Source organism: Streptomyces sp. YIM S03343, from assembly GCF_054729195.1.
Map to the genome: position 1 here is coordinate 1,847,850 of NZ_JBPUKX010000001.1, position 24,390 is coordinate 1,872,239.

At 69.8% G+C, this 24,390-nt stretch carries 20 protein-coding genes and 1 CRISPR repeat array; of the genes, 8 read left to right on the forward strand and 12 right to left on the reverse strand.

Annotation, left to right across the window (positions count from 1 at the left end):
* Positions 1 to 47: 47 nt before the first annotated feature.
* Positions 48 to 1,211, reverse strand: coding sequence for a type I-E CRISPR-associated protein Cse1/CasA (casA, locus tag ACSYGN_RS08010; RefSeq protein WP_460393331.1), 1,164 nt, complete (start codon positions 1,209 to 1,211; stop codon positions 48 to 50).
* A gap of 57 nt (positions 1,212 to 1,268) precedes the next feature.
* Positions 1,269 to 2,435, reverse strand: a complete 1,167-nt coding sequence (locus ACSYGN_RS08015; protein ID WP_460391564.1) for an IS630 family transposase — start codon at positions 2,433 to 2,435, stop codon at positions 1,269 to 1,271.
* 88 nt (positions 2,436 to 2,523) lie between these two features.
* On the opposite strand from ACSYGN_RS08015, the gene ACSYGN_RS08020 reads away from it, so the two are divergent.
* Complete coding sequence (locus tag ACSYGN_RS08020) at positions 2,524 to 2,850, forward strand: hypothetical protein (protein ID WP_460391562.1); 327 nt, start codon at positions 2,524 to 2,526, stop codon at positions 2,848 to 2,850.
* A 46-nt stretch (positions 2,851 to 2,896) separates the two neighbouring features.
* Here ACSYGN_RS08020 and ACSYGN_RS08025 read toward each other — a convergent pair whose 3' ends face one another.
* Together ACSYGN_RS08025 and cas3 are read right to left on the reverse strand one after the other, a co-directional pair.
* Positions 2,897 to 3,325 carry a type I-E CRISPR-associated protein Cse1/CasA gene (locus ACSYGN_RS08025; RefSeq protein WP_460393333.1) on the reverse strand — a complete coding sequence of 143 codons (429 nt, stop codon included), beginning with the start codon at positions 3,323 to 3,325 and terminating at the stop codon, positions 2,897 to 2,899.
* Positions 3,326 to 3,884: 559 nt separating this feature from the next.
* Positions 3,885 to 6,782 (reverse strand): CRISPR-associated helicase Cas3', encoded by a 2,898-nt coding sequence (gene cas3 / locus ACSYGN_RS08030; RefSeq protein ID WP_460393335.1) that lies wholly within the window; start codon positions 6,780 to 6,782, stop codon positions 3,885 to 3,887.
* Between the two features lie 133 nt (positions 6,783 to 6,915).
* Positions 6,916 to 8,591: a CRISPR direct-repeat array (repeat unit 29 nt; unit sequence CTCTTCCCCGCAGACGCGGGGGTGTTCCG).
* A gap of 741 nt (positions 8,592 to 9,332) precedes the next feature.
* Between cas3 and ACSYGN_RS08035 the strand changes: the two genes are divergently transcribed.
* On the forward strand, positions 9,333 to 9,887 hold the full coding sequence (locus tag ACSYGN_RS08035; protein WP_460393337.1) for a hypothetical protein: 555 nt from the start codon (positions 9,333 to 9,335) through the stop codon (positions 9,885 to 9,887).
* Positions 9,888 to 9,965: 78 nt separating this feature from the next.
* Here the strand turns inward: ACSYGN_RS08035 and ACSYGN_RS08040 are convergent, their stop codons facing one another.
* The 5 genes from ACSYGN_RS08040 to ACSYGN_RS08060 form a co-directional block, all read right to left on the reverse strand.
* Complete coding sequence (locus tag ACSYGN_RS08040) at positions 9,966 to 10,442, reverse strand: arginine repressor (RefSeq protein ID WP_460393339.1); 477 nt, start codon at positions 10,440 to 10,442, stop codon at positions 9,966 to 9,968.
* A gap of 22 nt (positions 10,443 to 10,464) precedes the next feature.
* Positions 10,465 to 11,400 carry a carbamate kinase gene (gene arcC, locus ACSYGN_RS08045; protein WP_460393341.1) on the reverse strand — a complete coding sequence of 312 codons (936 nt, stop codon included), beginning with the start codon at positions 11,398 to 11,400 and terminating at the stop codon, positions 10,465 to 10,467.
* Positions 11,401 to 11,550: 150 nt separating this feature from the next.
* Positions 11,551 to 12,552: an ornithine carbamoyltransferase gene (argF, locus tag ACSYGN_RS08050; protein WP_460393343.1), complete on the reverse strand. Its 1,002-nt coding sequence runs from the start codon at positions 12,550 to 12,552 to the stop codon at positions 11,551 to 11,553.
* Positions 12,553 to 12,614: 62 nt separating this feature from the next.
* Positions 12,615 to 13,862, reverse strand: coding sequence for an arginine deiminase (locus ACSYGN_RS08055; protein ID WP_460393345.1), 1,248 nt, complete (start codon positions 13,860 to 13,862; stop codon positions 12,615 to 12,617).
* A 149-nt stretch (positions 13,863 to 14,011) separates the two neighbouring features.
* The gene (locus ACSYGN_RS08060; RefSeq protein WP_460393347.1) at positions 14,012 to 15,442 is read right to left on the reverse strand and encodes an amino acid permease; all 1,431 of its coding nucleotides are present in this window, start codon (positions 15,440 to 15,442) and stop codon (positions 14,012 to 14,014) included.
* 548 nt (positions 15,443 to 15,990) lie between these two features.
* Here ACSYGN_RS08060 and ACSYGN_RS08065 point away from each other — a divergent pair.
* Positions 15,991 to 17,211 (forward strand): hypothetical protein, encoded by a 1,221-nt coding sequence (locus ACSYGN_RS08065; RefSeq protein ID WP_460393349.1) that lies wholly within the window; start codon positions 15,991 to 15,993, stop codon positions 17,209 to 17,211.
* Positions 17,212 to 17,443: 232 nt separating this feature from the next.
* On the opposite strand, the gene ACSYGN_RS08070 is transcribed toward ACSYGN_RS08065, so the two are convergent.
* Together ACSYGN_RS08070 and ACSYGN_RS08075 are read right to left on the reverse strand one after the other, a co-directional pair.
* A complete protein-coding gene (locus tag ACSYGN_RS08070) occupies positions 17,444 to 18,814 on the reverse strand; it encodes a sensor histidine kinase (RefSeq protein WP_460393351.1) in 1,371 nt (456 codons plus the stop codon).
* Positions 18,814 to 19,590 carry a response regulator transcription factor gene (locus ACSYGN_RS08075; protein WP_460393353.1) on the reverse strand — a complete coding sequence of 259 codons (777 nt, stop codon included), beginning with the start codon at positions 19,588 to 19,590 and terminating at the stop codon, positions 18,814 to 18,816. Before ACSYGN_RS08075 ends, ACSYGN_RS08070 begins: the two co-directional genes overlap by 1 nt.
* A 186-nt stretch (positions 19,591 to 19,776) precedes the next feature.
* Here ACSYGN_RS08075 and ACSYGN_RS08080 point away from each other — a divergent pair, with 186 nt between their 5' ends.
* The 5 genes from ACSYGN_RS08080 to ACSYGN_RS08100 are packed head-to-tail and all read left to right on the forward strand — an operon-like array spanning position 19,777 to position 22,582.
* Positions 19,777 to 20,166, forward strand: a complete 390-nt coding sequence (locus tag ACSYGN_RS08080) for a hypothetical protein (RefSeq protein WP_460393355.1) — start codon at positions 19,777 to 19,779, stop codon at positions 20,164 to 20,166.
* Between the two features lie 48 nt (positions 20,167 to 20,214).
* Complete coding sequence (locus ACSYGN_RS08085) at positions 20,215 to 20,556, forward strand: DUF2933 domain-containing protein (protein ID WP_460393357.1); 342 nt, start codon at positions 20,215 to 20,217, stop codon at positions 20,554 to 20,556.
* A gap of 46 nt (positions 20,557 to 20,602) precedes the next feature.
* On the forward strand, positions 20,603 to 21,616 hold the full coding sequence (locus ACSYGN_RS08090) for a cytochrome c biogenesis CcdA family protein (protein WP_460393359.1): 1,014 nt from the start codon (positions 20,603 to 20,605) through the stop codon (positions 21,614 to 21,616).
* Positions 21,606 to 22,295, forward strand: coding sequence for a peroxiredoxin family protein (locus tag ACSYGN_RS08095; protein WP_460393361.1), 690 nt, complete (start codon positions 21,606 to 21,608; stop codon positions 22,293 to 22,295). The genes ACSYGN_RS08090 and ACSYGN_RS08095 overlap by 11 nt, the downstream gene beginning before the upstream one ends.
* The gene (locus tag ACSYGN_RS08100; protein WP_460393363.1) at positions 22,292 to 22,582 is read left to right on the forward strand and encodes a glutaredoxin family protein; all 291 of its coding nucleotides are present in this window, start codon (positions 22,292 to 22,294) and stop codon (positions 22,580 to 22,582) included. The genes ACSYGN_RS08095 and ACSYGN_RS08100 overlap by 4 nt, the downstream gene beginning before the upstream one ends.
* Before the next feature lie 33 nt (positions 22,583 to 22,615).
* Here ACSYGN_RS08100 and ACSYGN_RS08105 read toward each other — a convergent pair whose 3' ends face one another.
* The gene (locus ACSYGN_RS08105) at positions 22,616 to 24,268 is read right to left on the reverse strand and encodes an IS1182 family transposase (RefSeq protein WP_460391610.1); all 1,653 of its coding nucleotides are present in this window, start codon (positions 24,266 to 24,268) and stop codon (positions 22,616 to 22,618) included.
* Positions 24,269 to 24,390: the final 122 nt, after the last annotated feature.

A 24,390-nucleotide genomic window follows, 5' to 3' on the forward strand; every position in this document is an offset into this window, starting at 1 on the left:
GCTGTGTCTGCGGTGGTGCGTGCGGCGGGGTGGGTGGACGAAACCGGTCAGCCGACCGCCGTGGCTGAGCGCAGAAGGGCAAGAAGCATGCCGCGGGCACGGCTTCGGGCCCGTGCCACCCGGATGTCGGAGCGGCCGACCTGACCCATGGCCTCGTCGAGCGCCGTCAGTGCGGCATGGACGAAGGGTTGCCGGATCTCCGTACCGGCGTGCTCCGGTGATGCCAGGCGCCAGAATTCGGCTTCAGCCGCCGGCCAGAAGCGGCTCAGGGCGGCGGATGCCCAGGGCCCGGGCTTGCGCGCGTCGAAGCGGATCCTGGCCTTGGACGAAGTGGCGGTGGTCGTATCGCCGGCCATCTTCCAGGCGACCTTGGCCGCGAGGTCCAGCCGGTCCCCGGCCTCCTCGGCGGCCTGGTGACAGCGGGCGATGTGAAGGGCCATCACTCGGTCGTTCTCCTCCTGCCACTGCAGCACCGGCGGAGTCGTGGCCTGGAACCAGATGCTGTCCTTCTGCTGTCCGTCCTGCTCGAACCCGTACGCACGCACCCGCAACCCCGGAGCAAGTGCCTTCGGCAGGGCCTCCAGGCATGGGGGGCGCCGCGCGTCGCGCCGGTCGGTCTTCAGCAGCAGGGAGTCCAGGTCCCGCCACAGAGCCCGTCCGCTGTCCGCCTCGCGGGGCTCGAACGCGCCGTCCTTTCGGCGGTCCATGATCAGGTACGGTTCGCGCACAGCCGTGGCGGGCTCATGGGTCGCCCAGGTCAGATAGGCGTCCGCGACCGACCTGCGGTCGGTGGACGGGACCAGGAGCGCCGCGTGCCGGAACCGTCCGGTCAGCAGGCGTCCGGGCCAAGTCATCGCTCTCTGCGGCGCCAGCGGAGCGTTGAGGTCCTCCTCCCAGGGACAGGCGTCCTCCGCCTCCCAGTCAACCTCGATGTCCGGTCGTGGTAAGGCCAGTACCAGCGTCGTGAAGAGATCCGGTGCCCAAGCGAAATACGACAGGGTCTTCCGCAGCGGCGCCGCGTCTGTGCTCCCGGTCCGGTACTCGGTGATCCTGCGCGGAGTGCACTGGCCCGAAGGACCGAAGTAGAGCTGGCCGATGAGATGCCACACGGCCTCGGCAGCCGGGACAGGCACCGGGTCTGCGTCGGTGAAATGCCCGAAGAGAACTGCACCGTTGATGCCAGTCGGACGCCCGAACACCAGTTTGTTCACTCCGGAGGTGTTCGGCTCGCCCTTAGTGGTCTGCGTCGTAAGTCCTTCGGGGGTTGATCATGTTGCCGGGGCGGCGGAGGATTCTTCTGGGTGATCGGCGGTGTGCCGGTCGAGCCTGGCCAGGAGATCGTCCAGGTCGGAGGTGGTGAACTTCCACTGGAACGGCTGTGCCGTGGCGTTGTAGCGGTCTTCGAAGGCTCGGAGCCGGTCCGCGACCTCGTTGAGGTCGGTGAAGTCGTTGGGTGTCACGACCTTGCGCTGCACAACGGAGAAGTAGATCTCCACCTGGTTTAACCAGGAGGCGTGGATCGGGGTGTGGACGAGGACCGCGTTCGGGTAGGCGGCGGTCAGCCGGTCGGCGGCCTTCTTGCCGCGGTGGGAGGATCCGTTGTCCACGACCCAGAACACGCGTTTCGCGCTGGCGTAGGGCTCTTGGGTCATGACCTGGTCGACCAGGGCCATGAACGGGGCGATGCCGGTTCTCGGCTCGCAGCGGCCGAAGGTCTTCGCGTGGTGGACGTCGTAGGCGGCCAGGTAGGCCAGGGCGCCACCGCGGCCGTAGGTGTGGTTCACCCGCATCGCCCTGGCCTGCCCGGGGGCCAGGGCGGGGTGGCAGCGGCAGCGGGCCTGGATGGAGGTCTTCTCATCCGCGCTGATCACGTACTCGTCCGCGCAAAGCGCTTCGCCGTTCCAGATGCGGGCATAGAGGTCGAGTACGAGCTCGGCCCTGGACCGAAAGGCAGGGTCGGTGATGAAGATCCAGGACTGGTACTGCCAGGGCTTGAGCGCGTCCTGCCTGAGCCAGCGCCGCACGGTGGAGGCGGAGATCGCGCCGGCGATGGCGCGGCCGACGACCTCGCGGGCCAGCTCCGGGGCTGACCAGCGCGAGAGCGGTGTGCCGCTCTCGGCGGGCAGTTGGCAGGCCAGGGCCTTGACCTGGGCGGTCTGCAGCGGCGTGAAGGAGGCGGGACGCCCGGAGCGCTTGCGGTCGGACAGCGCGGGCAGCCGGTGCTCGGCGAATCGGCCGCGCCAGGTGCGGACGGTGTCCAGGTGCAGCCCGGTCTCGCGGGCGATGCGGGCGTTGGGGCGGCCCCGGGCTGCGTGCAGGACGACCTGGGCGCGCTGACGGAGCCGGTGCTCGGTCTTGTGGCCGTAGGCCATCGTCTTGAGCCGCCTGCGCTCGGAGGCGGTCAGGGTTATCGAGCGGGCAGGGGCAACGGGCAAGGCGGGCAAGCCGATCACGAGAAGTGGATCACGACAGGCCGTATCCTGCCCGCCCCCCGATCGCCGGCCCTCCGGCAGGATGTCCGCTGTGCCAACGCCCTCGGAACATACCCGGCTCCAACTCGAGCTGTATCTGAACATGCACGCCAAGGCCGCTTGGCCGCAGCTGGCCGGCCTGCGCGTCCGCCACCGGGGCCAGTACGCCTACGTGGACGGTGAACTGGCCGACGGCCAGAGCGTCAAGCTGATGCGCCTGCGCTACCACGGCACCGCCAGCCGTTGGGGCTTCGCCCTGCACGACCCGGCCAGCGACCGCTACCAGGACGCCCTCCTGCCCACCGGCACTGGCAGCGGCACCCCGGAGGACGCCCTCGACACCGCCTGCCACCTCCACCTCACCGCCTTCGACAGCTGACAGTGCACACACCCACGACCGGCTCTGAAGTCAACCCCCGAAGGACTTACGACGCAGACCACTTAGGCCCCACGCACTCCACGGTCAGCCTCGGGTCCTGCAGGAACGGCCGCTCGGCGTCGAAGAGATCGAACCTGCCGGATGGAACCTCCTCGTCGAAGTAGGCGTTCACCGCGTCCGGGTCGAATCGTCCCTGGCTCAGCACGCTGCGACGCGCCAGCAGCCAGTCATCCACGCTCTCCGCAAGCCCCGCATCACCGAGAGCGGTGTCACCGACCCGGGCGATCCGGGCTGTCATCGCGGCCAGGATCCGCAGCAGTCCCGCCGCTGCGGGCGCCACGGGCAGTTCCAGATCACGGATCTCGTGGGCACGCTCAAACACATTCCTCAGTCCCAGGCACAGCACCGCGCCATCCGTCATGCGCACCGGAATCCACGGCTCGTCCCGCAGGTCGAAGCCCTCGCCCACCGCCATCCGCCTCCCTCGCGAACATGGCTGTCCAAAGGGGCCTGAGTTGGACATCAGTTGTCCGCTCGTCTCCCCGACCGCCCTCCCCCGCGCCATGCCCAGCATTGAAGCAGCCACCACTGACAACGGCGGTCGGTAGGCCCCACCCGAGCCGACGGAAGCTGTCTCCAGGGACCGGATCGAGCCATACAGAAGCTGCAAGACCGAGGGTGTTGTGGCCTCACGGCCCCAGCAGTACAAGGGACTTGCGACAACACCGCCCCGCCGTGTCCGAACCCCCAGCGCCGCAGGCCGTGCCATGGGCAGTCGTCATCACAGTGATCATCGTCGTGATCAGCCTGCAGCCGGACTTGACGACTGTCGGGTCCTGTTGTGCCCTGCTGATCGCGGCTGCCGAGTCGTACCACCGTATGACACCCTGACCGCTGCGAGATCGACTGCCGTATGCCCTGGCATCAGAGTTCCTCGCAGCAGTGAGGGTGAGCCGCTGCACGAGCGCGGGTGTTCGCCGTCGAGATCCCGCCTCCCCGCAGTCGTGGGGGTGCACGTCGCGCCGGGGCGGCCATTACAGCCGTACGAGTCCGAGGTCTTCGTCCAAGCGAAGGGTTTTGCCTCCCACGGCAGCGGGTTGCGCCCGTCCGTCCCGCACCGGCAGGCGCAGGACTCGGACATCGTTCAGCATCGGGTGTTCCGTCCACGCACGCGGTGGCGCGAGCACTTCCCGGTCCTGCTCATGGAACCAGTCCGCGCGGACCGGAACGGTGCGACGCATCACGGTACGTACCGCCGCCCTGACCCCACCGTCTTCGGGAAGCACTTCACCGCCGGCGGGGTCGAGCGTCGTACGACCATCCTGTTGGATGTACGCGCACAGCAGCCGTACCGAGTCCGCACCGAGCCGTGTGGCGGTCTCCCACTCGTCTTCCTCACCGGGCAGGCTGTGCAGGCCCTGCAAACTGCCCACTTGCCCCGCCCGGGGAACAGCCACCAGCCCGGCCTGGCCGCGTTCGGCGGTCTCCTTGCCCCGATGCTGCGTCCAGGCCGTACGGCGCCGGGCATCGAGAGCGTCCCACTCGACCGACTCCGCGGCTGTGCCGTGTACGGATTCCACCAATTCCTGCACGTCATCCGGAATCGAGACGATGCCGCCGCTGAGTTTGCCCACCGCCACCGATGTCGTAACCAGGAGATGTTCCGTATAGACCTCGCCCCAGTGCCCCGGCAGAGTGCCGCCATCGGCCAGTGGATCGAGAACGACGAGAGCCGATTCCCGCGCCCATGCCGGACGGGGGCGGTCCTGGGGACGGCCGTGTCGGACCCACCAGTTCTCATGCCGCCAGCAGCGACCGGCCCGTTGCAACAGTAGGGCGAGCGGTGCGAGATCGCTGATCACCATGTCGGCGTCCAGGTCGAGCGACTGTTCGACCACTTGGGTAGCCACGACGATCCTGCGGACGGGCCGGGGACCGCTTCGACCCAACCCTCCCGTGACCTGCCTGGTGCGCAGTTCCCTGACATCGCCGGGGAAGCGGGCGTGCAACAACTGCACCACTCCACCGTCCCGGTGGGAACGTTCGTCGAAACGCGTGCGCAGCATCTGGTAGGTCTCCTGGGCGTCTGCCACCGTATTGCACACCACGAGAGCGACACCCCCGTCCTCCCCCATCAGCGGTTCCAGCAACCGCGCGACAACCACCGACCGGTTTCGCGCCCCGCCCTTTTCTCCTTGGACAACCGGTTCCACCCTCGCCCGCAACCGCATGCTACGTTCGCCGGCCTGCTCGTGCCGCTGCGGCTCCGACATCGCGGTGGCGCGTGCATCGGCATCCGCTGCCACATACAGCCAGCCCGGGTACGGTGCCGGAAACGAGCGCTTCTTGAGATCGCGTATCCCGTGACCGGCGCCCCTCAGGTACTCCTTGACGAGCCGGTCGCTGACAGACGCCGGCAACGTCGCCGACAGCAGAACGACCGGAACACCGTAGGCACCCAGCCAGTTCAGCAGCCGCCCCAACAGGACCTGCATATACGGGTCGTAGGCGTGCGCCTCGTCCACGATGAACGTCTTGCCCGACAAAGCGAGCAGCCGCAAGGCGTTGTGCCTTACCGGCAGAACGGACATCAGGGCCTGGTCCACCGTACCCACCGTGAACTGCGCGAGCAGCGGCCGCTTCGGGCCGCGCAGCCACTGCCGAGGGCGCATGTCCGCCTCGTCCTGTCGACGCCCCGGCGGACTCTCGTCCCCGTCACAGGTCACCACCCGCGCATCAGCTTCCAACTCCACATCGGAGTAAGCGCTGTTGAGCCAGGCCATGCTGTGCACAAGTGTCAGTCCGGCCGTCTGCCCCGACTGTCGGCGCAACGCCCCAGCGATACGCTCGTACATCTGATCGCTAGTCGCCATCGTCGGCAACAGGAAGGCGAACCCGCGGGTTCCGAACGCAGCCGACAGCACCCGCTCCGCCTCCAGTGCCGCCTCGCTCTTACCGTCGCCCGGGGCCGCCGTGATCAGCAGAATCCCGCCCCGCCCGCCCGCGCCCACGGCCTCGGGTAGCTCCGTCATCACCGATCGCTGCAACGGATTCGGTTCTCCATCGATCCCATATGCCTCGCTGAATCCGCGGCACCGGAGCTGCACTGGCATCAGCCCGGCATCGGCCAACAGATCCGGCGCGTCTGCACAGGACCGTGCGAAGTGGCTCTCTAACGACGGATCCAACTCCCGCTGACGGCTGCGCAGATACTTCTCCCTGCTGACCAGCCAGTCAGCCAGGATCACCAGCCCCGTCACCAGCGCGGCTTGGGGAGCCTTGAAGAACTCGGGCTCCGCAGGGGCCCCCACCAGCCCGTACACCACATCGGCATGCAGTGCGCGCTGGTGCGCCCAATCGCCCGCACCCAGAAACGGAAGGCAGCCGCCCACACCGTCCGTGCGGTGAAATCGGCCATGGTGACCGCCGATGATCTCCGCAATGCGCTCCGCGGCACCCAACTCCTGCTCAGTGTCGAATCCCAGGATCTGCAGGACGTGATCGGCCGCCTCCAGACCGGCCACATCGTGACCGAGCCGCCCGGCGGTCATCTCCTTCTCGTCCTTGCGGAAGGGCGCACCCAGATGGTCCCGGCCATGGCGGGAACAGAACTGGAACCCCGAGATCTTGCCGATGTCGTGCAGCCCGGCACACAGCCCTACCAAGGCGCGTGCCGCGTCCTGGTCGTGCGCCAGCCCCATCCCGGACGCGACGCTGCGGCGCTGATTCTCCGACAGATACAGATCCCAGAGCCCCAACGCCATCGCCGCCGCATCCAGCAGATGCCGTACCAGCGGATACGGCGGCAACCCAGGATCGAGTCCCCGCGACTTCCCCCACAGCGACTCGTCCGGCGCTTCCCCTGCCCCCACAGACATATGCCCCCGATCACGACTGGCCGCCCCCGGCTCGCCCACTTCCTGCAGATCCAAGCACAGCACACCGACAGCGCCCCCTCCTCTGCGGCGGCTAGGGTGGCAACGTGAAGCATCAGACAGCGGTCGAGCAACTCTCAACCCAGGCAAAGAGAAAGTAAAGTCGCTCTTACATGCCTGGTCAGAGAGACTCTTCCCCGCAGACGCGGGGGTGTTCCGTTCGTCTTCGTCATCGCCAGCGGAACCTGGGGCTCTTCCCCGCAGACGCGGGGGTGTTCCGAACATGCAGCGGCGTGCGGAGGTGCGGTCCGTCTCTTCCCCGCAGACGCGGGGGTGTTCCGCTCAAGGTGCGCGAGTTCCAGGTGCGTCAGGACTCTTCCCCGCAGACGCGGGGGTGTTCCGTCGATGTTGATGTCGGCTGCGGTCGGCCCGTCCTCTTCCCCGCAGACGCGGGGGTGTTCCGACGACGACGGAACCCCGCTCCTCGACGACGGCCTCTTCCCCGCAGACGCGGGGGTGTTCCGTCCCAACGCTGGCACGTCTGCTCAGTCCCCGGCTCTTCCCCGCAGACGCGGGGGTGTTCCGGTCAACGTCGCGCCGCTCGACACGAGCCACATCTCTTCCCCGCAGACGCGGGGGTGTTCCGCCGTACAGGCCGCCGAGGGCAAGGACGCCAACCTCTTCCCCGCAGACGCGGGGGTGTTCCGTCCGGCGGCAGGTCGGCAGCGAGCATCTGCTTCTCTTCCCCGCAGACGCGGGGGTGTTCCGCCGAAATCCTCGGCGCCTACCAGTGGCCCCCGCTCTTCCCCGCAGACGCGGGGGTGTTCCGATCTGCTGGATCGCCACGCCGTCGGTGCCGAAGTCTTCCCCGCAGACGCGGGGGTGTTCCGCCCCGCCGGATCACCGGGCGGGGCTTCTTTCGGTCTTCCCCGCAGACGCGGGGGTGTTCCGACTCGGCCATGGCCAGGAGGCGCCCGCTCGCCGTCTTCCCCGCAGACGCGGGGCTGTTCCGATGTTGAACGGGGCGTCAGCCTGTGCGGTCCCGTCTTCCCCGCAGACGCGGGGGTGTTCCGTTCTGCACGCCGGGAATACCCGACCCTACGGCGTCTTCCCCGCAGACGCGGGGGTGTTCCGACCGGGCCTGGTGCGGCAGGGTGGGAAGGCGTGTCTTCCCCGCAGACGCGGGGGTGTTCCGCCGCACCGGAGCCGCATGTGAGCTTCGGGCGGGTCTTCCCCGCAGACGCGGGGGTGTTCCGCCGGAGCCGCACGTCTCGTTCGGGCGGCTGCTGTCTTCCCCGCAGACGCGGGGGTGTTCCGCGGCTCAACCGGCTGCCCACCCTCCGCTCAGCGTCTTCCCCGCAGACGCGGGGGTGTTCCGCGCAGATCGGGCCGACCGCCGCGTACAGGCGCGTCTTCCCCGCAGGCGCGGGGGTGTTCCGACGGGCGGCTACAACACCGGAGGCGGCACGGCGTCTTCCCCGCAGGCGCGGGGGTGTTCCGCAGCCCCACCCCCTCTGGGCCGACCCCGCCCAGTCTTCCCCGCAGGCGCGGGGGTGTTCCGAGTGCGCCCTCCCCCGGTCTCAAGGCTCAGGCGTCTTCCCCGCAGGCGCGGGGGTGTTCCGCTCAAGACGGTCCCCCGTACGGCGATCCGGGCGTCTTCCCCGCAGGCGCGGGGGTGTTCCGATGAAGGCCGGTCAGTTCCGCAAGGGCGTCGCGTCTTCCCCGCAGGCGCGGGGGTGTTCCGCGCTCTCACAGGCGGCTTCGGTAGCCATGATCGTCTTCCCCGCAGCCGCGGGGGTGTTCCGGCAGTGGACACGGACCCGCGCGTGTCCGGTGAGTCTTCCCCGCAGGCGCGGGGGTGTTCCGATCTACGGGGTCCTCCTCAACGACTCCGGCACGTCCTCCCCGCAGGTGTGGGAATGCTCCGTCGACCACGCTCGTGGCCGCAACCGTGTCTGAGTCCTCCCAGCGGTAGCGGGGGTGTTCCGTGATCGAGGTGTCCTCGCGGTGCACGGTCAGCGCCCTCTCTGCAGGCGCGGGGGTGCTTCGCCTGATCAGTGTCCTTAAGACACCGGCGGTAACGCGCGCGTCCAGCACACCCGGTCCGGGTTTGACGGCAGGGCGGCCCTGCCACTGCTCGGCGGAGTGGTGAGGGTCACCGGCCTCATGACGCGGTCTGGCGTGACCCGTACATGATCTTCAAGCGCCGAAGCGATCACCCGCCGAGGGCACACGCCATGGCGCCAGACAGGAAGCCGTCCCGTCCGGGGGGCAGTGTGACCCGGGTCACACTGCCGTACGGACTGGTCCGCCGCACCCACGAAAAAGAGCCGATAGGTTACTTGTCGGTAATGTCCCCGATGAGCGCAGCGCTCCGGTTCCCGTGCGCTATCGCCTACCATCACTGAGGCACCGGCGCCATCGCCGCTGCCGTGCTCGACCGCAACGCCGCTGCCCCCCTGCTGGACCTGTGACTCCGCCGCCGCCCAGCCTCGAACTGGGCCGGGACAGCCGAACGGCTCGGGTTCCAGTGAGAGAGAGGGTAGGGAAATGGGTTGGGTTGATGTTCTCGGGTGGGTCGGGTCGGCCGTACTCGTCTGTTCGCTTTTGCAGGCTCGGCAGCTTCGGCTGCGGGCCCTCAATCTTGTCGCCTGCCTGATCCTGGTCACCTTCAACTGGGCGCTCGGGGTGTGGCCCCAGGTGGCGATGAACCTCGTGCTGGCCGGTATCAACCTGTGGTTCCTTCGCAGCCTGATCGCCACCCGGCACGACCAGCGGCAGTACAAGGTGGTCCCCGTCGGTACCGACGACACGTTCCTCGAGTACGTGCTCCGGGTCCACGCCGACGACATAGCCCGTTACAACCCGGAATTCCGCTGGGAGGACGGCCCGGATCACTCGGCCTATCTCGTGCTGACCGGCGACGATCTCGTGGGCGTGGTCCTGGTCCGGGCGGTCGACGAGACCACCGCGCAGGTGGAGCTGGACTATGTGACCAAGCCGTACCGGGACTTCACGCCGGGCGAGTTCGTCTTCCGTTCCAGCAGTCTGTTCACCGACCGCGGGTTCCGCAGAGTGCTGACTCCGCCCGGCGAGGTCGACCCCTACTACGGCCGGATCGGATTCAAGAAGGTCGGCGCGTCCTACGCGCTGGAGTACTGAGCACCAGGGAATACGGGGCGGGGTACGGGCGACCGTGCCTCGGTGGGTGGGGCACGGGCGCCCGTACCCCGCCCCGTTTCAGCCCGCCAGCGCCGCCATCAGGTCGTCCGCCAGATGGTCGGCCCTCTCGGGGTCCCGGCAGACCAGCGCCACCGAGTCGTTGCCGCCGACCATGCCCAGGACGTCCGGGAGGCCGGCGGCGTCGAGCAGGGAGGCCAGAAGCTTGGCGGCGCCGGGCAGGGTGCGCAGTACCACGATGCTGCCCGACGTCTCCGCGGCGATCAGCAGGCGCTTCACCGTCGGCCAGCTCGCCGCCGGGATGCCGGCCCGGGAGGCGGGCCGCCGGCTGGTGGACTGCCTGCCCAGTTTGATGCCGAGGACCGTGAGGTCGCGGGACACCGTGGACTGGCTGACGTGGATGCCGCGCTCCGCGAGCAAGGTCACCAGATCGCCCTGGGTCGTCGCCGCCTGATGGCCCACGAGCCTGGCGATCAGCTCCAGCCGCTGGGCGCGTCCACCGTCACCGGACGTGCGCGTCGTGTCCACTGCCTTCACCGACCGCCACCTCGCCCGTCACTCAGAAGTGGCCCTGCTCGGGGAAGAAACCACTCGGTGTGATGATAGTCCCCGTCTTACCGGCCAGAATGTCCGCTGCGTCCTCCAGTGCACCGATCGCGGCCATGTCGCCCGTGGTCTCCACGAAGCGGCACACCGCCTCCACCTTCGGTCCCATGGAGCCCGCCGGGAAGTCCTCGGCGCGCAGCTGGGCGGGGGTGGCGTTGTTGATCGGCGCGGCGTCGGGGGTGCCGTAGCCGCGCATCACGGTCGGGACGTCGGTCAGCAGGAGGAGTGCGTCGGCCTCCAGGGTCTCCGCCAGGAGGGAGGCGGTGAGGTCCTTGTCGACGACCGCCTCGACACCGGCCAGCTTGCCGGTCTCGTCCCTGATCACCGGTACGCCGCCACCGCCGGCGCACACCACGGTGGTGCCGGACTCGAGGAGCTGGCGGATCAGCCGGGTCTCCACGACCCGCTGCGGCTTCGGGGAGGGCACGGTGCGCCGCCAGTACTTGCCGTCCTGGCGCACGGTCCAGCCGTTCTCCGCGGCCAGTGCCTTGGCCTCCTCCTCGCTGTAGACCGTGCCGACGAACTTGGTCGGGTTGTCGAAGGCGGGGTCGGCGGTGGACACCAGCGTCTGGTTGAGCATGGTGCACACCTGGCGGCCGGGCAGGGCGTTCTGGAGGGACTGGAGGAGCCAGTAGCCGATCATGCCCTGGGTCTCGGCCCCGAGCACGTCGAAGGGGTACGGCTTGCTGAGCGCCTGGTCCGCGGCGCTCTCCAGCGCCAGGACGCCGACCTGGGGGCCGTTACCGTGGGTGACGACGAGCTCGTGTTCCGCGGCGATCGGGGCGAGGGCCCGCATGGCCCGGCGCACACCGGCGAGCTGGATGTCGGCGTCGGGGCGTTCCCCGCGCTGAAGCAGGGCGTTCCCACCGAGGGCTACGACAACGCGCATTTTTCTTGTTCCTTGCAGATGAGTTATGGGGTGGGGGGTCGGGGGGGTGGGGGTGGTCTTCTTTGGGGGTTGGGGGGTGAGTGGGTCCCGGCCGGGGCAGGGGCTTTCCTCCTGTCCTGCCCCGGCCGGGGGCTTCTCGGTGGGACCGGGTCAGTCGCCGAGGGTGGCGACCATGACCGCCTTGATGGTGTGCAGCCGGTTCTCCGCCTCGTCGAAGACGACGGACCGCTCCGACTCGAACACGTCCTCGGTGACCTCCAGGGCCGTCATGCCGGTCTTCTGGAAGATGTCCTCGCCGACCTTGGTCTCCCGGTTGTGGAAGGCGGGCAGGCAGTGCAGGAACTTGACGTCCGGGTTGCCGGTGGCCTTCACCACGTCGGCGTTCACCTGGTACGGCTTCAGCAGGGCGATCCGCTCGTCCCAGACCTCCTTGGGCTCACCCATGGACACCCAGACGTCGGTGTAGAGGAAGTCGACCCCGGCCACGCCCTCGGCGACGTTCTCGGTGCGGGTCACGCGGGCGCCGGTCTTCTCGGCGATGCGCTCCGCCTCCTCGAAGATCTCCGGGGCGCTCCACAGCTCCTTCGGGGCGACCAGTCGGACGTCCATGCCGAGCATGGCGCCGGCGATCAGCAGCGAGTTGCCGAGGTTGTTGCGGGCGTCGCCGAGGTACGCGAAGGAGATCTTGTGCAGCGGCTTGTCGGAGTGCTCGCGCATGGTCAGCATGTCGGCGAGCATCTGGGTGGGGTGCCACTCGTCGGTCAGGCCGTTCCAGACCGGGACGCCGGCGTACGCGCCGAGCTCCTCGACGAGCGACTGGGAGCTGCCGCGGTACTCGATGCCGTCGTACATCCGGCCGAGCACCCGCGCGGTGTCCTTCATGGACTCCTTGTGGCCGATCTGCGAGCCGCTCGGGTCGAGGTAGGTGACGTGGGCGCCCTGGTCGTGGGCGGCGACCTCGAAGGCGCAGCGGGTGCGGGTCGAGGTCTTCTCGAAGATCAGCGCGATGTTCTTGCCGCGCAGCCGGGGACGCTCGGTGCCGGCCCGCTTGGCGGCCTTGAGCTCGGCGGCGAGGTCGATGAGGGAGAGGAACTCGCGGGGGGTGAAGTCCAGTTCCTTGAGGAAGTTGCGGTGGCGCAGGTTGGCGGCCATGTCGGTTGTCTCCAGTGGGGGTTCGGTACGGGAGGGGTCAGGAGGGGGTCAGGAAGGGGTGGTCAGGAGGCGGCCGGGACGGGCTCGCGCTCGATGGGGCAGCTCATGCAGCGCGGGCCGCCACGGCCGCGGCCGAGCTCGGAACCGGGGACGGCGAGCACCTCGATGCCGTTGTCGCGCAGCATCTGGTTGGCGACCTCGTTGCGGGAGTAGGCGACGACCTTGCCGGGGCTGACGGTCAGCACGTTGCAGCCGTCGTTCCACTGCTCGCGCTGGGCGGCGTAGGGGTCCTGCTCGGTGCGCAGCACCCGGACGGAGTTGAGGCCCAGGGAGTCGGCGATCTCGTCGAAGAAGGAACGGTTCTCCTTGACCGTGAGGCCGGTGGGGCCACCGCTCGGGGTGAGGGTCCAGGACTTCAGGCTGTCCGGGTCGAGCTCGCTGTAGAGGGTGAACACGTCCCGGTCGACCATGGTCATCACGGTGTCCAGGTGCATGCACGAGCGCGCCTTGGGCAGCTCCACGGCGATGACGCGGGTGGCCGCGTCGTGCGCGAAGAGCGAACGGGCCACGAGCTCCACACCGGCCGGCGTGGTGCGCTCGCTCAGGCCGATCAGCACCGTGCCGTTGCCGATCACCTCGACGTCGCCGCCCTCGATGGTGGCGGGCGCCTGCTCCTCGCCCGGGCTCCACAGCGGGAACTCCGCGTCGGCGAACAGCGGGTGGTAGCGGTAGATCGCCTCGTAGTGCACGGTCTCGCGCTTGCGGGCCCGCATCATCATCGGGTTGATCGACACGCCTTCGTACATCCAGCACGAGGTGTCGCGGGTGAACAGGTGGTTGGGCAGCGGGGTGAGGAGGAACTCGTAGTCCTCCAGCGCCTCCAGGCCCAGGGTGCGCGGGATCGCCGGGCCGGCGAGCGCCTTGAACTCCCGCTTGTTGATGCCGCCGATCAGGTGGTCGGCCAGGGTGTCCGGGGGCAGGTCGCTCAGCACGCCGTACGCCAGCCGGGAGAGGCCGCCGCCCACCAGTTCCTGCCGCTCGTCGAGCACCCGGCCGAGGACGAACTCCCGTGCCTCGTCCACCTTGAGCGTCTCGGTGAGCAGGTCCTTGAGCAGATGGACCGTCACGCCCTCGTCCCGCAGCGTGCGCTGGAAGGTCTGGTGCTCCTCACGCGCCTGAGGCACCCACAGCACATCGTCGAAGAGCAGGCCGTCCTTGTTGCTGGGGGTGAGGCGCTGCATCTCCAGACCGGGCTCGTGGAGGATGACCTGGCGCAGGACGCCGGCCTCGGAATCGACGTGGAAGGACATCGGGGTCTCGCTTTCTGAGGTGGAGGGGACACCGCGGCGGCAGTGGATCCGGTGGGTTTCCGCGTCGGGGGCGGTGGCTGTGGGGGCGGCGGGAACGAGGGCCGTGGGGGCGGAGCCAGGTGGTGTCCGCCCCGGGGCGGCTGTGGGGGTCAGACCGCGTCCGCGTCGGGGGCGGTGGCGGGAGCAGGGGCGGCGGCCACGGGATCGTCGGCCTTTCCGCCGTACTCACCGCGCCGGCCCTTGACCCAGATGTAGACGACGACACCGGCGAAGACCATCAGCGTGCCGCTGAACACGGCCTCTTGGCCGGAGCCGTAGATGAGCCAGAAGGAGAACGCGACCGCGAAGACGGCGATCACCACGTCGCGGACGAAGGTCTCCGTCACCGCGCGGCCCTTGGCGATCAGCCAGAAGAGCTGCACGCTGGTGCCCAGCAGGAACGGGATCGCGGTGGTCAGCGTGGTGAGCAGCACCACCGTCTCGAACACGTTGGCCGCACCGGCGTAGTTGAACAGGATCAGCACGATCTTGAGGACGAGCGAGATCAACAGGGCTGCCCACAGCGCGCCGTTCTTGCTCTGCTTGGTGAACACCTGCGGGAACAGCTTGTCCTGGGCGACCGCGTAGGGCACCTCGGCGCAGACCGTGGCCCAGCCGATGAGCGCGCCGATGCCGGACAGCACCGCCAGCGCGGAGACCACACCGCCCCAGGCGCCGCCGAACATGTTGACCATGGCGTCGGCGAACGGGGCCGAGGACTTGAGCAGCTTGTCGTGCGGGACTGTGCCGAAGATCGTGATCGTGCTGAGGAAGTAGACCAGGGCGCAGGCCAGCGTGCCGTAGAGACCGGAACGGGAGATGTTCCGCTCGGGGTTGCGCACCCGGCTGGCCACGATGGCGGCGGTCTCGACGCCGGAGTAGGCGAACAGCACCACGGCACCGGCCGAGGAGATGGCACCCATCCAGGAGTTGCCGTCGGTGATGAACGGGCCGAAGTTGGCGGCCTTCAGGAAGAACAGGCCGACCAGCGACACGAACAGCAGCATCAGGAACTTCGCCGCGGTGACGATCGTCTGGATGAAACCGACCTTCTGCAGGCCGGCCAGGTTGATCGCGGTGGGAATGCACACGCCGATGATGGCGAGAATCGCCGAGCCGACTTTGCTGTCCCAGTGCAGGAAGTAGTTGACATAGCCGACCCACGCCACAGAAATCGCGGCGTCACCGGCCAGTACGGTGATGTAGTACGACCATGCGCTGAGGAACGCCGGGAATTCTCCGAGGCCGTGCCGGGCGTAGATGTACGGTCCGCCCGAACCGGGGATCCGCGTGGACAGCTTGCCGAAGACGGACGCGACGGCGAGGGCGCCGACCGTCACCACCAGCAGGGCTACCAGGCTGATCGTCCCGTACTGCGCCATGGTCGCGGGCAGCAGGAAGATCCCGGTGCCGATGATGGATCCGACCACGAGGGCGGTCGCCGCGGGCAGTCCGAGGGTTGCCGACGCCTTGTCAGAAGGCACCTCGGGGCCGTCGGGAGGGCTCGCCTGTCTCTCCGCCGGTGATGACGTCGTCGTCATTTCTTTCTCCGTACTCGCCTGAACGGGCTTGCGGCCGGATTACGTTCCGCCGCCCGTCCTGAGTTCCTGGGGGCGACGCCAGTCTGCATCCGCCGCGACCCGATGGCGTTGAACGTCGGCGGTGCCCGAACCGGGCCACGGAAGCGAACCGCCCTCGAATGGCCGTTTCGCCCTACGCAAGGCGCTGCATATTTGCAGCCATGCGCTCGCATGAGCCGAGTCGCCGTATGTCGGCCCATCCGGGCGTCGAGTGAATGGCTATGCGCCCCAGGAGCGCATAACGTCCGTCTCCGTGCATGAATCCGTATGCCATTCATCGGCGCTGACGACGGGCGGGAAGATCGGCGGGTGAGAGGCGCGGTATACGTATACAAACACCTCCGTTCCTGCGCACCCGCTTTGACGTGCCCTGACGGGCCAAAGGTCCCTGGAATTCAGGGCCGACCAGCCCATGCGGCAGGGACCTTGAATGCAGCGGCATGCGAGTCGCCGGGGATGACGCTTCGGGTGAGAGAACCGGCATCCATGCATGAAAGGCGGATCCGACCATGGGGACTCCCGCGGCGCCGCTCATCACCACCGGGACACCCATGACCGTTACGGGAACGGGAACGGGAACCGGGCCGGTGGTCGGAGCGGTCCCAGGGGTCGTCGCACCGACGACCACCGGCGCGGCCACGGCGGCAGGGCTCTCCCTGCTGCCCTCGGTCAGCCCGAATCTGCGGCTTGCCGATGCCTGGTCGGCGCTCGACAAACCGGCGCAGCACCTGCCCAAGGAGGCGCTGACGACCAACGCCCGGCGCTGGACATGGCGTTGGGCTCAGTCCGCCGCTCTGCTGACGCAGCCGGCGGACATCGACCTGCTGCCGCGCCAGACGGCCGGAGGGGCGCTGCTGCGGCTCGCCGTGATGGGGCTGTGCTGCGACTGGCCCGACTTCGCCCCCGGACCGGCGCCGACGGCCGACGCGGCGTCGGAGCACTCGTCGACCGACGACCCGCCTCAGTCCCTGACCCGGCTGTGGCAGGCGCTGTGTCTACGGCTGTACCGGCGGCCGACGGTTCCGGTGGGACCGGTGCTGGCCACCTGGAACTGGCGCCTGGACGTACCGAGCGGCCGCACCGGCCGCCCCTACGAGCCCGCCGAGCTGCTGGCCGCCGACGCGCTGGAACCGCTGTACTGCTGGCCCTCACCGGACGCCGCCCCGCAACTGGCCCGGCAGCTCACCGCGCAGACCGCCATGCTCGCCGCGGTCGCCGGGCTTCCGCGGTCCGCGGCCGATCTGTTCGAGGCGGGCTGCCCTGCCGACCGGATGATCCAGGTCCTCGGCGAGGTGGAGACCGCGTGCGAGACCCTCCGACTGCTGTCGCTGGACGCCCAGCGGGCGCTCGCCGAGGCGGGAGGGCTGTCCCCGGCCCAGCGGCGCGTGCTGGACCGCGCCACCGCCGTACCGGCGGGACCGCGGCCCCCGGTACGGGGCTCCGGTGTCCCGGGCGGCCGGCTGCCGCTCGCGCTGGAGGCACCGTGGCTGCTGCTCGGCGGCGACGCCGCCCTGCGGCGTCCCGGCTGCCCGCCGTGGTCACCGCGCGGCGGTGACGCGGACCGGGAGCAGGCGCGGCTGCTGGCCCTGACGCACATGGTGGGCAGGCAGCTCGCGGGCCAGTACCGCCGCCACCCCGCCGCCCGTACGGCGCACACCCGGGCGACGGACGCCTGGCTGGCCGCGGCGCAGGAGCACAGCCGCTGGATCGCGTCCTGCGGTACGGTCTGACGCCGCCGAGGGGGATTCCGCCCCCGCCGCCCCTTCCCGTTCCCGTCCCTGGGGGCTGTGCCCCCAGACCCCCTTGTCGGTCCTTCGGGCCTCGTCCTCAAACGCCGGAGGGGCTGAAATTCAGCCCCTCCGGCGTTTGAGGAGCGGGGGTACGGGGGCGCAGCCCCGGGCGGGCGGAAGGCGTTGTCTGACGCCACCGGGCGGAAGGCGGCCTGGGCACTGCCGGGTGATGTCAGTCGGCGAGAGCGGGCAGCCGGGTCGTGAAGGTGGTGCCGTGGCCGGGTTCGCTGGCCGCGGTGAGCGTGCCGCCGTGGGCGGTGGTGAGTTCGGCGGCGACGGCGAGGCCGATGCCTGAGCCGTCGGCACGGGCGGTACGGCTGCGGAAGAAGCGGTCGAAGATGTGCGGCAGTTCGTCGCCGGGGATCCCCGGACCGGTGTCGGCCACGGTGAGCACGGCCCAGTCGTCCTCCCTGCGCAGCCCTACGGCGACCGAGCCGCCCTCGGGCACGAACTTCACGGCGTTGGTGAGCTGGTTGGTGACGATCTGCCGCAGCCGCACCGGGTCGCCGTCGACCCGCACCTCGACCAGTTCGGTGCGCACGGTGATACGGGCGTCGGTGAAGGCGTCGGCGAGTCCGTCGACGGTGTCGGTGACCAGGTCGGCCAGCGGCAGCGGGCGGCGTTCGAGGGTGAACACGGCCGCGTCGGCGGAGGCGAGTGCCTCCAGGTCGGCGACGAGGCGGGTCAGCCGCATGTTCTCGTCGTGCAGGGAGCCGATGGCCGCGTCGCTCGGCTCGCGGATGCCGTCCTGGATCGCCTCCAGTTCGCTGCGCTGGATGGCGAGCGGGGTGCGCAGTTCGTGCGCCACGTCGGCGGCGAAGGTGCGGCGCAGTTCGTCCTCCTTCTCCACCCGGTCGGCCATCGTGTTGAAGGCGGTGGCGAGTTCGCCGATCTCGTTGTCGGGGATGGCGGTCGCGCGGCGGTCGCGGTGGCCCGCGGCCAGGTCCTCGGCGGCGCGGGTGAGTTCCGCGATGGGCGCGGTGGCGCGGCGCGCGGTGTAAACGCCGACGACCAGGGCGGCCAGGCCCGCGACCAGGGCGCCGCCCGCCAGGAGCCGGTTGACGGAGTCGCGGAACTCCTTGTCGACGGCCGGGACGGCGCCCTGCGGCACCCGGACGTCGAGGGTGCCGACCCGTCGGCCGTCGACGGTGACGGGCAGGCTGGTCGGGGAGCCGAGGTCGCCGGTGCCCATCATGGTCCGGTGCATCTGGAGAGTGGCGGAGTCGACGTCCGCGTCCGCGAGCGACCAGATCCTCCGGCCGTGCGCGTCGAGCAGTTCGGTCTCGGAGCCGCTCATCTCGACCGTGCCCGCGAGCCGGTCGAGGGCGGCGGTGCGCCAGCCGCCGTCCCGTTCGTATGCGCCGGTGAACAGGGCGGTGAGCTGTTGCTGGCGCACATGCTGCTGGTCGGCGAGGTAGTCGTCGAAGCGGTCGCCGAACGCGGCGTTCACGAGAACGGCGGTCAGTGCGGCCGTGCCGATCCCGAGGGCTGCGAAGGCGAGCGCGAGACGGCGCGCGAACCGGCCGCGGAGCAGCTCACGCATCACGTCTCCCGGCGAGGGTCGGGGCGCTCGTCGCGCCCGGCGGCGTCATCGTGCCCACCGTGCTCGTCACGTCCACCGCGGTCGTCACGCTCGACCCCGAGTTTGTAGCCGATCCCCGGCACGGTGACGACCACGGTGGACGGCGGGGTGTCGGTGAGTTTGCGGCGCAGGTTCTTCACATGCACGTCGACGGTCCGCTCGTACGCGTCCAGGGAGTGCCCCTGGACATGGCCGACCAGCTCCATACGGCTCCACACCCGCCCCGGGCGCGAGGCGAGCGCGGCCAGCAGGTCGAACTCGGTGCGGGTGAGCTCGACCGGCCGTCCGTCGCTGTGCACCTCACGGCGGTCGGTGTCGATCCGCAGCCGCCCGTCGCCGTAGGAGACGGGCGCCGCCGTCCCCGCGTACGGGCCGCGGGCGCGGCGCAGGACCGCCTCGACGCGGGCCACGAGTTCGCGGGGGCTGAAGGGCTTGACGACGTAGTCGTCGGCGCCGAGCCGCAGGCCCATCACCCGGTCGTTCTCGCCGGCCTTCGCGGTGAGCATGATGATCGGCACGTCGCTGGTGCGGCGCAGCACCTGGGCTACCTCCTCGCCGGGCAGCCCGGGCAGCCCCAGGTCCAGCACGACCAGGTCCGGGTGGGAGAGGGCGGCGGTCTCCAGGGCGCCGCGCCCGTCGCTCGCCTCCAGGACCGTGTAGCCGTCGCGCTCCAGGTAGTCGCGCAGCAGCCCGCGCAGCTTCGCCTCGTCGTCGACGACCAGAACCGTCGTGGTCACGGACACCCTCCTTCGTACGGCCTCCATCATGCCGCCACGCCGACGGTGACCCTGATGCCGTACGGGTTCCGGCTCCGGCGCACAGCACGAGCACACGGCCGCTTCACGGCTTCTTCACACCGCGTGCCTACGTTCCGGATTGCCGACGCCGGCAGGTGGCGTACGGCGATGGAAGGAGCCCCAGTCATGACCAGGCCCAGGACCCTCGCGGTGGCCACGGCCGCCACTCTGCTCGTCGGACTCGGCACGTTCGGAGCCACCACGGCGTTCGCGTCGTCCCCGACGGCGACGCCCGCGACCGGCGGCACGACCTCGGCCTCGGCCCAGTCTTCCCGGACGGGTGACCCGAAGAACTTGAACGCCATGCTCCAGCAGTGCGTCAAGCATGTGCCCGCCAAGGACCGCGCCGAGGCCAGGAAGCAGATGCGGGACATGATGTCCGGTCGCGGCCACGGGTCCGGAAGCTCCGGCTCGATGATGGGCGGCGGCTCGGGCACGTCGATGGGCGGCATGATGGGCGGCTCCTCCGGCACCTCGACGAGCGGCATGATGCAGGGCCTCGGCGGCGGCTCCTGATCCTCGTCTCCCCATCGGATCCAGGCCTCGCCTCCGGAGGAATCCCCCGTGAAACACATCAATAAGAACGTGCTCATCGGCGGCGCAGTCGTCGTCGCCGCCCTGCTCGCCCTCAGGCCCGGCTGGATCGCGGGCGCGTTTCCCCTGCTGCTCCTGGCCCTCTGCCCGCTCAGCATGATCTTCATGATGCGCGGGATGCACGGCGCCGCGAGCGGCCGGAGCACCGGGGCCGGGTCCGGGTCCGGCACTCCGCAGCCGCAGCTGCACAAGGCGTCCGCGGACTCCGACCTGCACCGGCAGATCGCCGATCTCCAGGAGGAGGTGCGCATCCTGCGCGCCACGACGACCACCCGCCGACGGACCACGGACGACGCACCCCCGCAGTCCTGATGCCGCAGGCCACTCCCGCGGCCGGTCCGACAGAAAAGACACGCACATGAGCGAAATGCTCCTCGGTACGACGCTGCTCGCGTCGTTCCTCGGCGGGGTCGTGGCCCTGCTCGCCCCCTGCTGCATCTCCGTGATGCTGCCCGCCTACTTCGCCTCGGGCTTCCGTTCCCGGGGCCGGGTGGTCGCCGCGACGCTGGCGTTCGGCGCGGGGGTGGCCACGGTCATCGTGCCGGTCGGGCTCGGCGCCGCGGCGGCCACGGCCGCGCTCCAGCGCTACCACCTGTGGATCTATCTCGTCGGCGGCACTCTGATGCTGCTCGGCGGGCTGGCCACGCTCGGCGGCTGGAAGCTCGATCTGCCGATGCCGTCCGGGCGCTCTCCCGGCCGCAGCGGCTTCGGCTCCGCCTACGCGCTGGGCGCGTTCTCCGGGATCGCCAGCGCCTGCTGTGCTCCGGTGCTGGCCGGTGTGGTGGTGCTGTCCGGTGCGACCGCATCCTTCCCGGCGGCGCTGAGCGTGGGGCTGATGTATGTGCTGGGGATGGTGGCCCCGCTGGCGCTGATCGCCCTGGCATGGGAGCGCGGCAACCGCGGACCCGCCCGCTTCCTGACCGGCCGCAAGGTCACACTGCGAGCGGGCCGGTGGCGGCGCACCCTGCCGCTCGGCGACCTGCTGGCGGGCTGCCTCCTGGTGGCGATGGGCGTCCTGACGCTCGTCTTCGCGGTCTCCGACAACTCGATGGCCACCGGTGGCTGGCGGGTCACCTTCACCGCCGACCTCCAGCACTTCGCGTCACGGGCCACCAAGTCCCTTTCCTGGCTCCCGGGTTGGGCCGTCGCTCTCGCCGGTGCCATCGCCCTGGCCCTCCTGATCTGGCGCGCGCTGAGCCCACGCGACGGTGCGGACACCGACACCGGCAACACAACGGACGCCACGGACTCCGCCGACACCCCCGACACCGGCGACACCGGCGACACCGGCGACACGACTGAGAGCGTCGGCCCGGCCGACCCGGACACCGACGGAACCGAAGACCTGGAGCACTCCTGCCATGGCCACTGACACCAAACGCGAGACCAAAGCCGACCGCCGCACCCGGCTCAGGCTGGAGCGCGAACGGCAGCAGCGGCTGGAACTGCGCAGGCGCCGGGTGACCCGGCTGACGGTGACGGCAGTGGTGCTGGCTGCGGTGACCGGTGGGCTGTACGCGGTGTTCAACCGCTCCGAGGAGTCGGCGGCAAGCGGAGGCTACGACGTCGGCAAACCCGGCATCGGCGCAGTCGCGCCCGCCTTCTCACTGGCGTCCAGCAAGGGCGGTACCACCGACCTGTCCTCCTTCCGGGGCAAATCCGTGCTGCTCTACTTCCAGGAGGGCCTGACCTGCCAGCCGTGCTGGGACCAGATGAAGGACATGGAGAAGAGCGCGGCCAGGATCAAGGCGGCCGGGATCGACGACGTGGTCTCCATCACCAGCGACAAGGTGGATCTGATCGCCCGCAAGGTCAAGGACGAGGGAATCACCATGCCCGTGCTCTCCGACCCGGATCTGAAGATCTCCAAGAAGTACGAGGCCGAGAAGTACGGGATGATGGGGATGGACCGCCCCGGCCACAGCTTCCTGCTGGTCGGCCCCGACGGGAAGATCCAGTGGCGGGCGGACTACGGCGGCGCCCCGAAGTACACGATGTACGTCAAGGTCGACAAGCTGCTCGCCGATCTGAAGGCGGGCCGGAAAGCATGAGCGACGAAGGAATGAGCGACGAAGGAATGAGACGCTCCGTCACCCTGCTCACCCAGGCCGACTGCCCGCTGTGCGACCACGCCAAGGAGGTGCTGGCCAGGGTCGGCGCCGATCATCCGCTCACGGTCACCGAGATCGGTCTGGCGAGCGAGGAGGGCCAACGGCTGGCCGCCGGTGCCGGGTTCTTCTTCGCCCCCGGCATCCTGCTGGACGGCCGCCCCTTCGGCTACGGCCGTCTCTCGGAACGCCGTCTGCGCCGCACCCTCGAAAGGACGGCGGCGCCGTAGGGCCTGACTCTGTCGGGGATCTTGGCGGTCTGCTCAGTCTCTGGCGGACCGCCAAGACCTCGGCCGGGGGATCCCGTGCTGGTCCAGGTAGTTCTGGAAGGCGGTCGGCCGTCGGGACGGAGGCGCTTCTCCGGTCGGCGGCCGTCGGCTGAGGCGCTCGATGTTTGCAGCGATGGCTGTGAACACGTGCTGTAAGTGGGCTTTGTGCTGTCCCCGGTAGCGGCAGTGGCGCATGCCGTGTCCGTGGGCGAGCTCGTTGATGGTGCCTTCCACTCCGGAGCGGACCGCGTAGCGAGCCTGCCATTCGGGTGTCTGCTGCTCGGCACGGACTCGGAGTTGCAGGTCACGGAGTTCTCGCGGGGGGAAGCCCACGCTCCGGGCGCTGTCGGCGGTGGTCGTGCAGCGGGTGCGGACCGGGCAGGGCCGGCACTGGCTCTTGGTGAACCGGGCCACGATCAGAGGTGCCGCCGTGGGCGAGGAAGTCGGGTAGGGGCCGTGCCAGCCCGCGCTGGTCTCGCCCTGCGGGCAGGTGACCTGCCGACGGTCGAAGTCGATGTGGAAGTCGTCGCGGCCGAACCCGTTGTTCCTGCGGTTCTGGCGGGTGGTGTTGACCGGCAGTGGTCCGGTGACCGTGACCTGGTGTTCGCGGGCTGCCTGTTCCAGATGGACCAGGGAGGTGTAGCCGCCGTCGACCAGATGCTCGGCGGGCAGCAGCCCGCGGCGCTTGAGCCGGGTGTGGATGCCGGGCAGAGCCTTCGCGTCGTAGCCGGTGGCATCGGTGGTGGCCACATCCGTGATCACGTTGACGCCGTCGGGATCGCAGGTCTCGGTGAGATGCGCGACGAACCCCTTCCAACGGGTGACGTGTCCGCGGCGCGCGTAGCGGGCCGTCGGATCGTAGGGCGAGACGACCGCGACGGACGAGGGCGGCAGCCCGCCGTCCTCCACGGTGCGCCAGCGCAGGCGCCCGGCCCCGTCACGGTAGTAGTTCTGCACCATGATCTGCCGCAGGGCCTGGACGCGGGGCCCTGACAGGCGTTCCGGCCCGTGCTGCCCGAGGTGCTCGATCAGCCGGACGGCGTCGCCTCCGGTGGCGAGGATTCTGGTCTTGGGGCGGGTGGGGTTCTTGCCCAGACGGACCGGACGGCCGTAGCGGCGCCCCCACTCCTCGTCCACCAGGCCGGCCAGCAGGTGATCAGCGGTGCCGGCCAGCTCTTCCAGCGCGGCGCGGACGGCCTCGGTGACCAGTTCCAGCCGGGTCAGGTCGCGCACCGCGGCCAGGACGTGGGTGGAGTCCGTGCGCTGGGTGGTGCGTTCGCGAACGAGACCGGCCTCCTTCAGGCGTTCGAGCGCGAGGTCGAGGAGACGGTCGGCTCGGCCGTCCTCGGTGAGACGGTCGCGGAAGTCGGCCAGCACGCTGTGGTGGAAGCCGGGATCGTCCAGTTCCATGGCCAGCGCGTATTTGAAATCGATGCGGCAGCGAACCGCTTCGGCCGCCTGCCGGTCCGACAGACCGAGCAGGAACTGGAGCACACAGACGGTGGCCAGCTGGGCGGGCGAGAGCCCTGGGCGGCCGTCGCGGGGGTACCAGTCGGCGAAGTCCTCGTCACGCCACAGCCCGCCCAGGCGGTCTCTCACCCACATCGCCGTTGTACCGCTCGGGTTGCTCGCCCGCGCCATCTGCATGGTCAGAGAAGGGACTTGCTCACCAGAACGGGCGTGAAGCGACAACGGGCACCTCGACAACTGCATCGGTCCTTGAACAGAGCCGAGCATGCCCGTTGATCATGCTGCCCCGCCGGGGATCC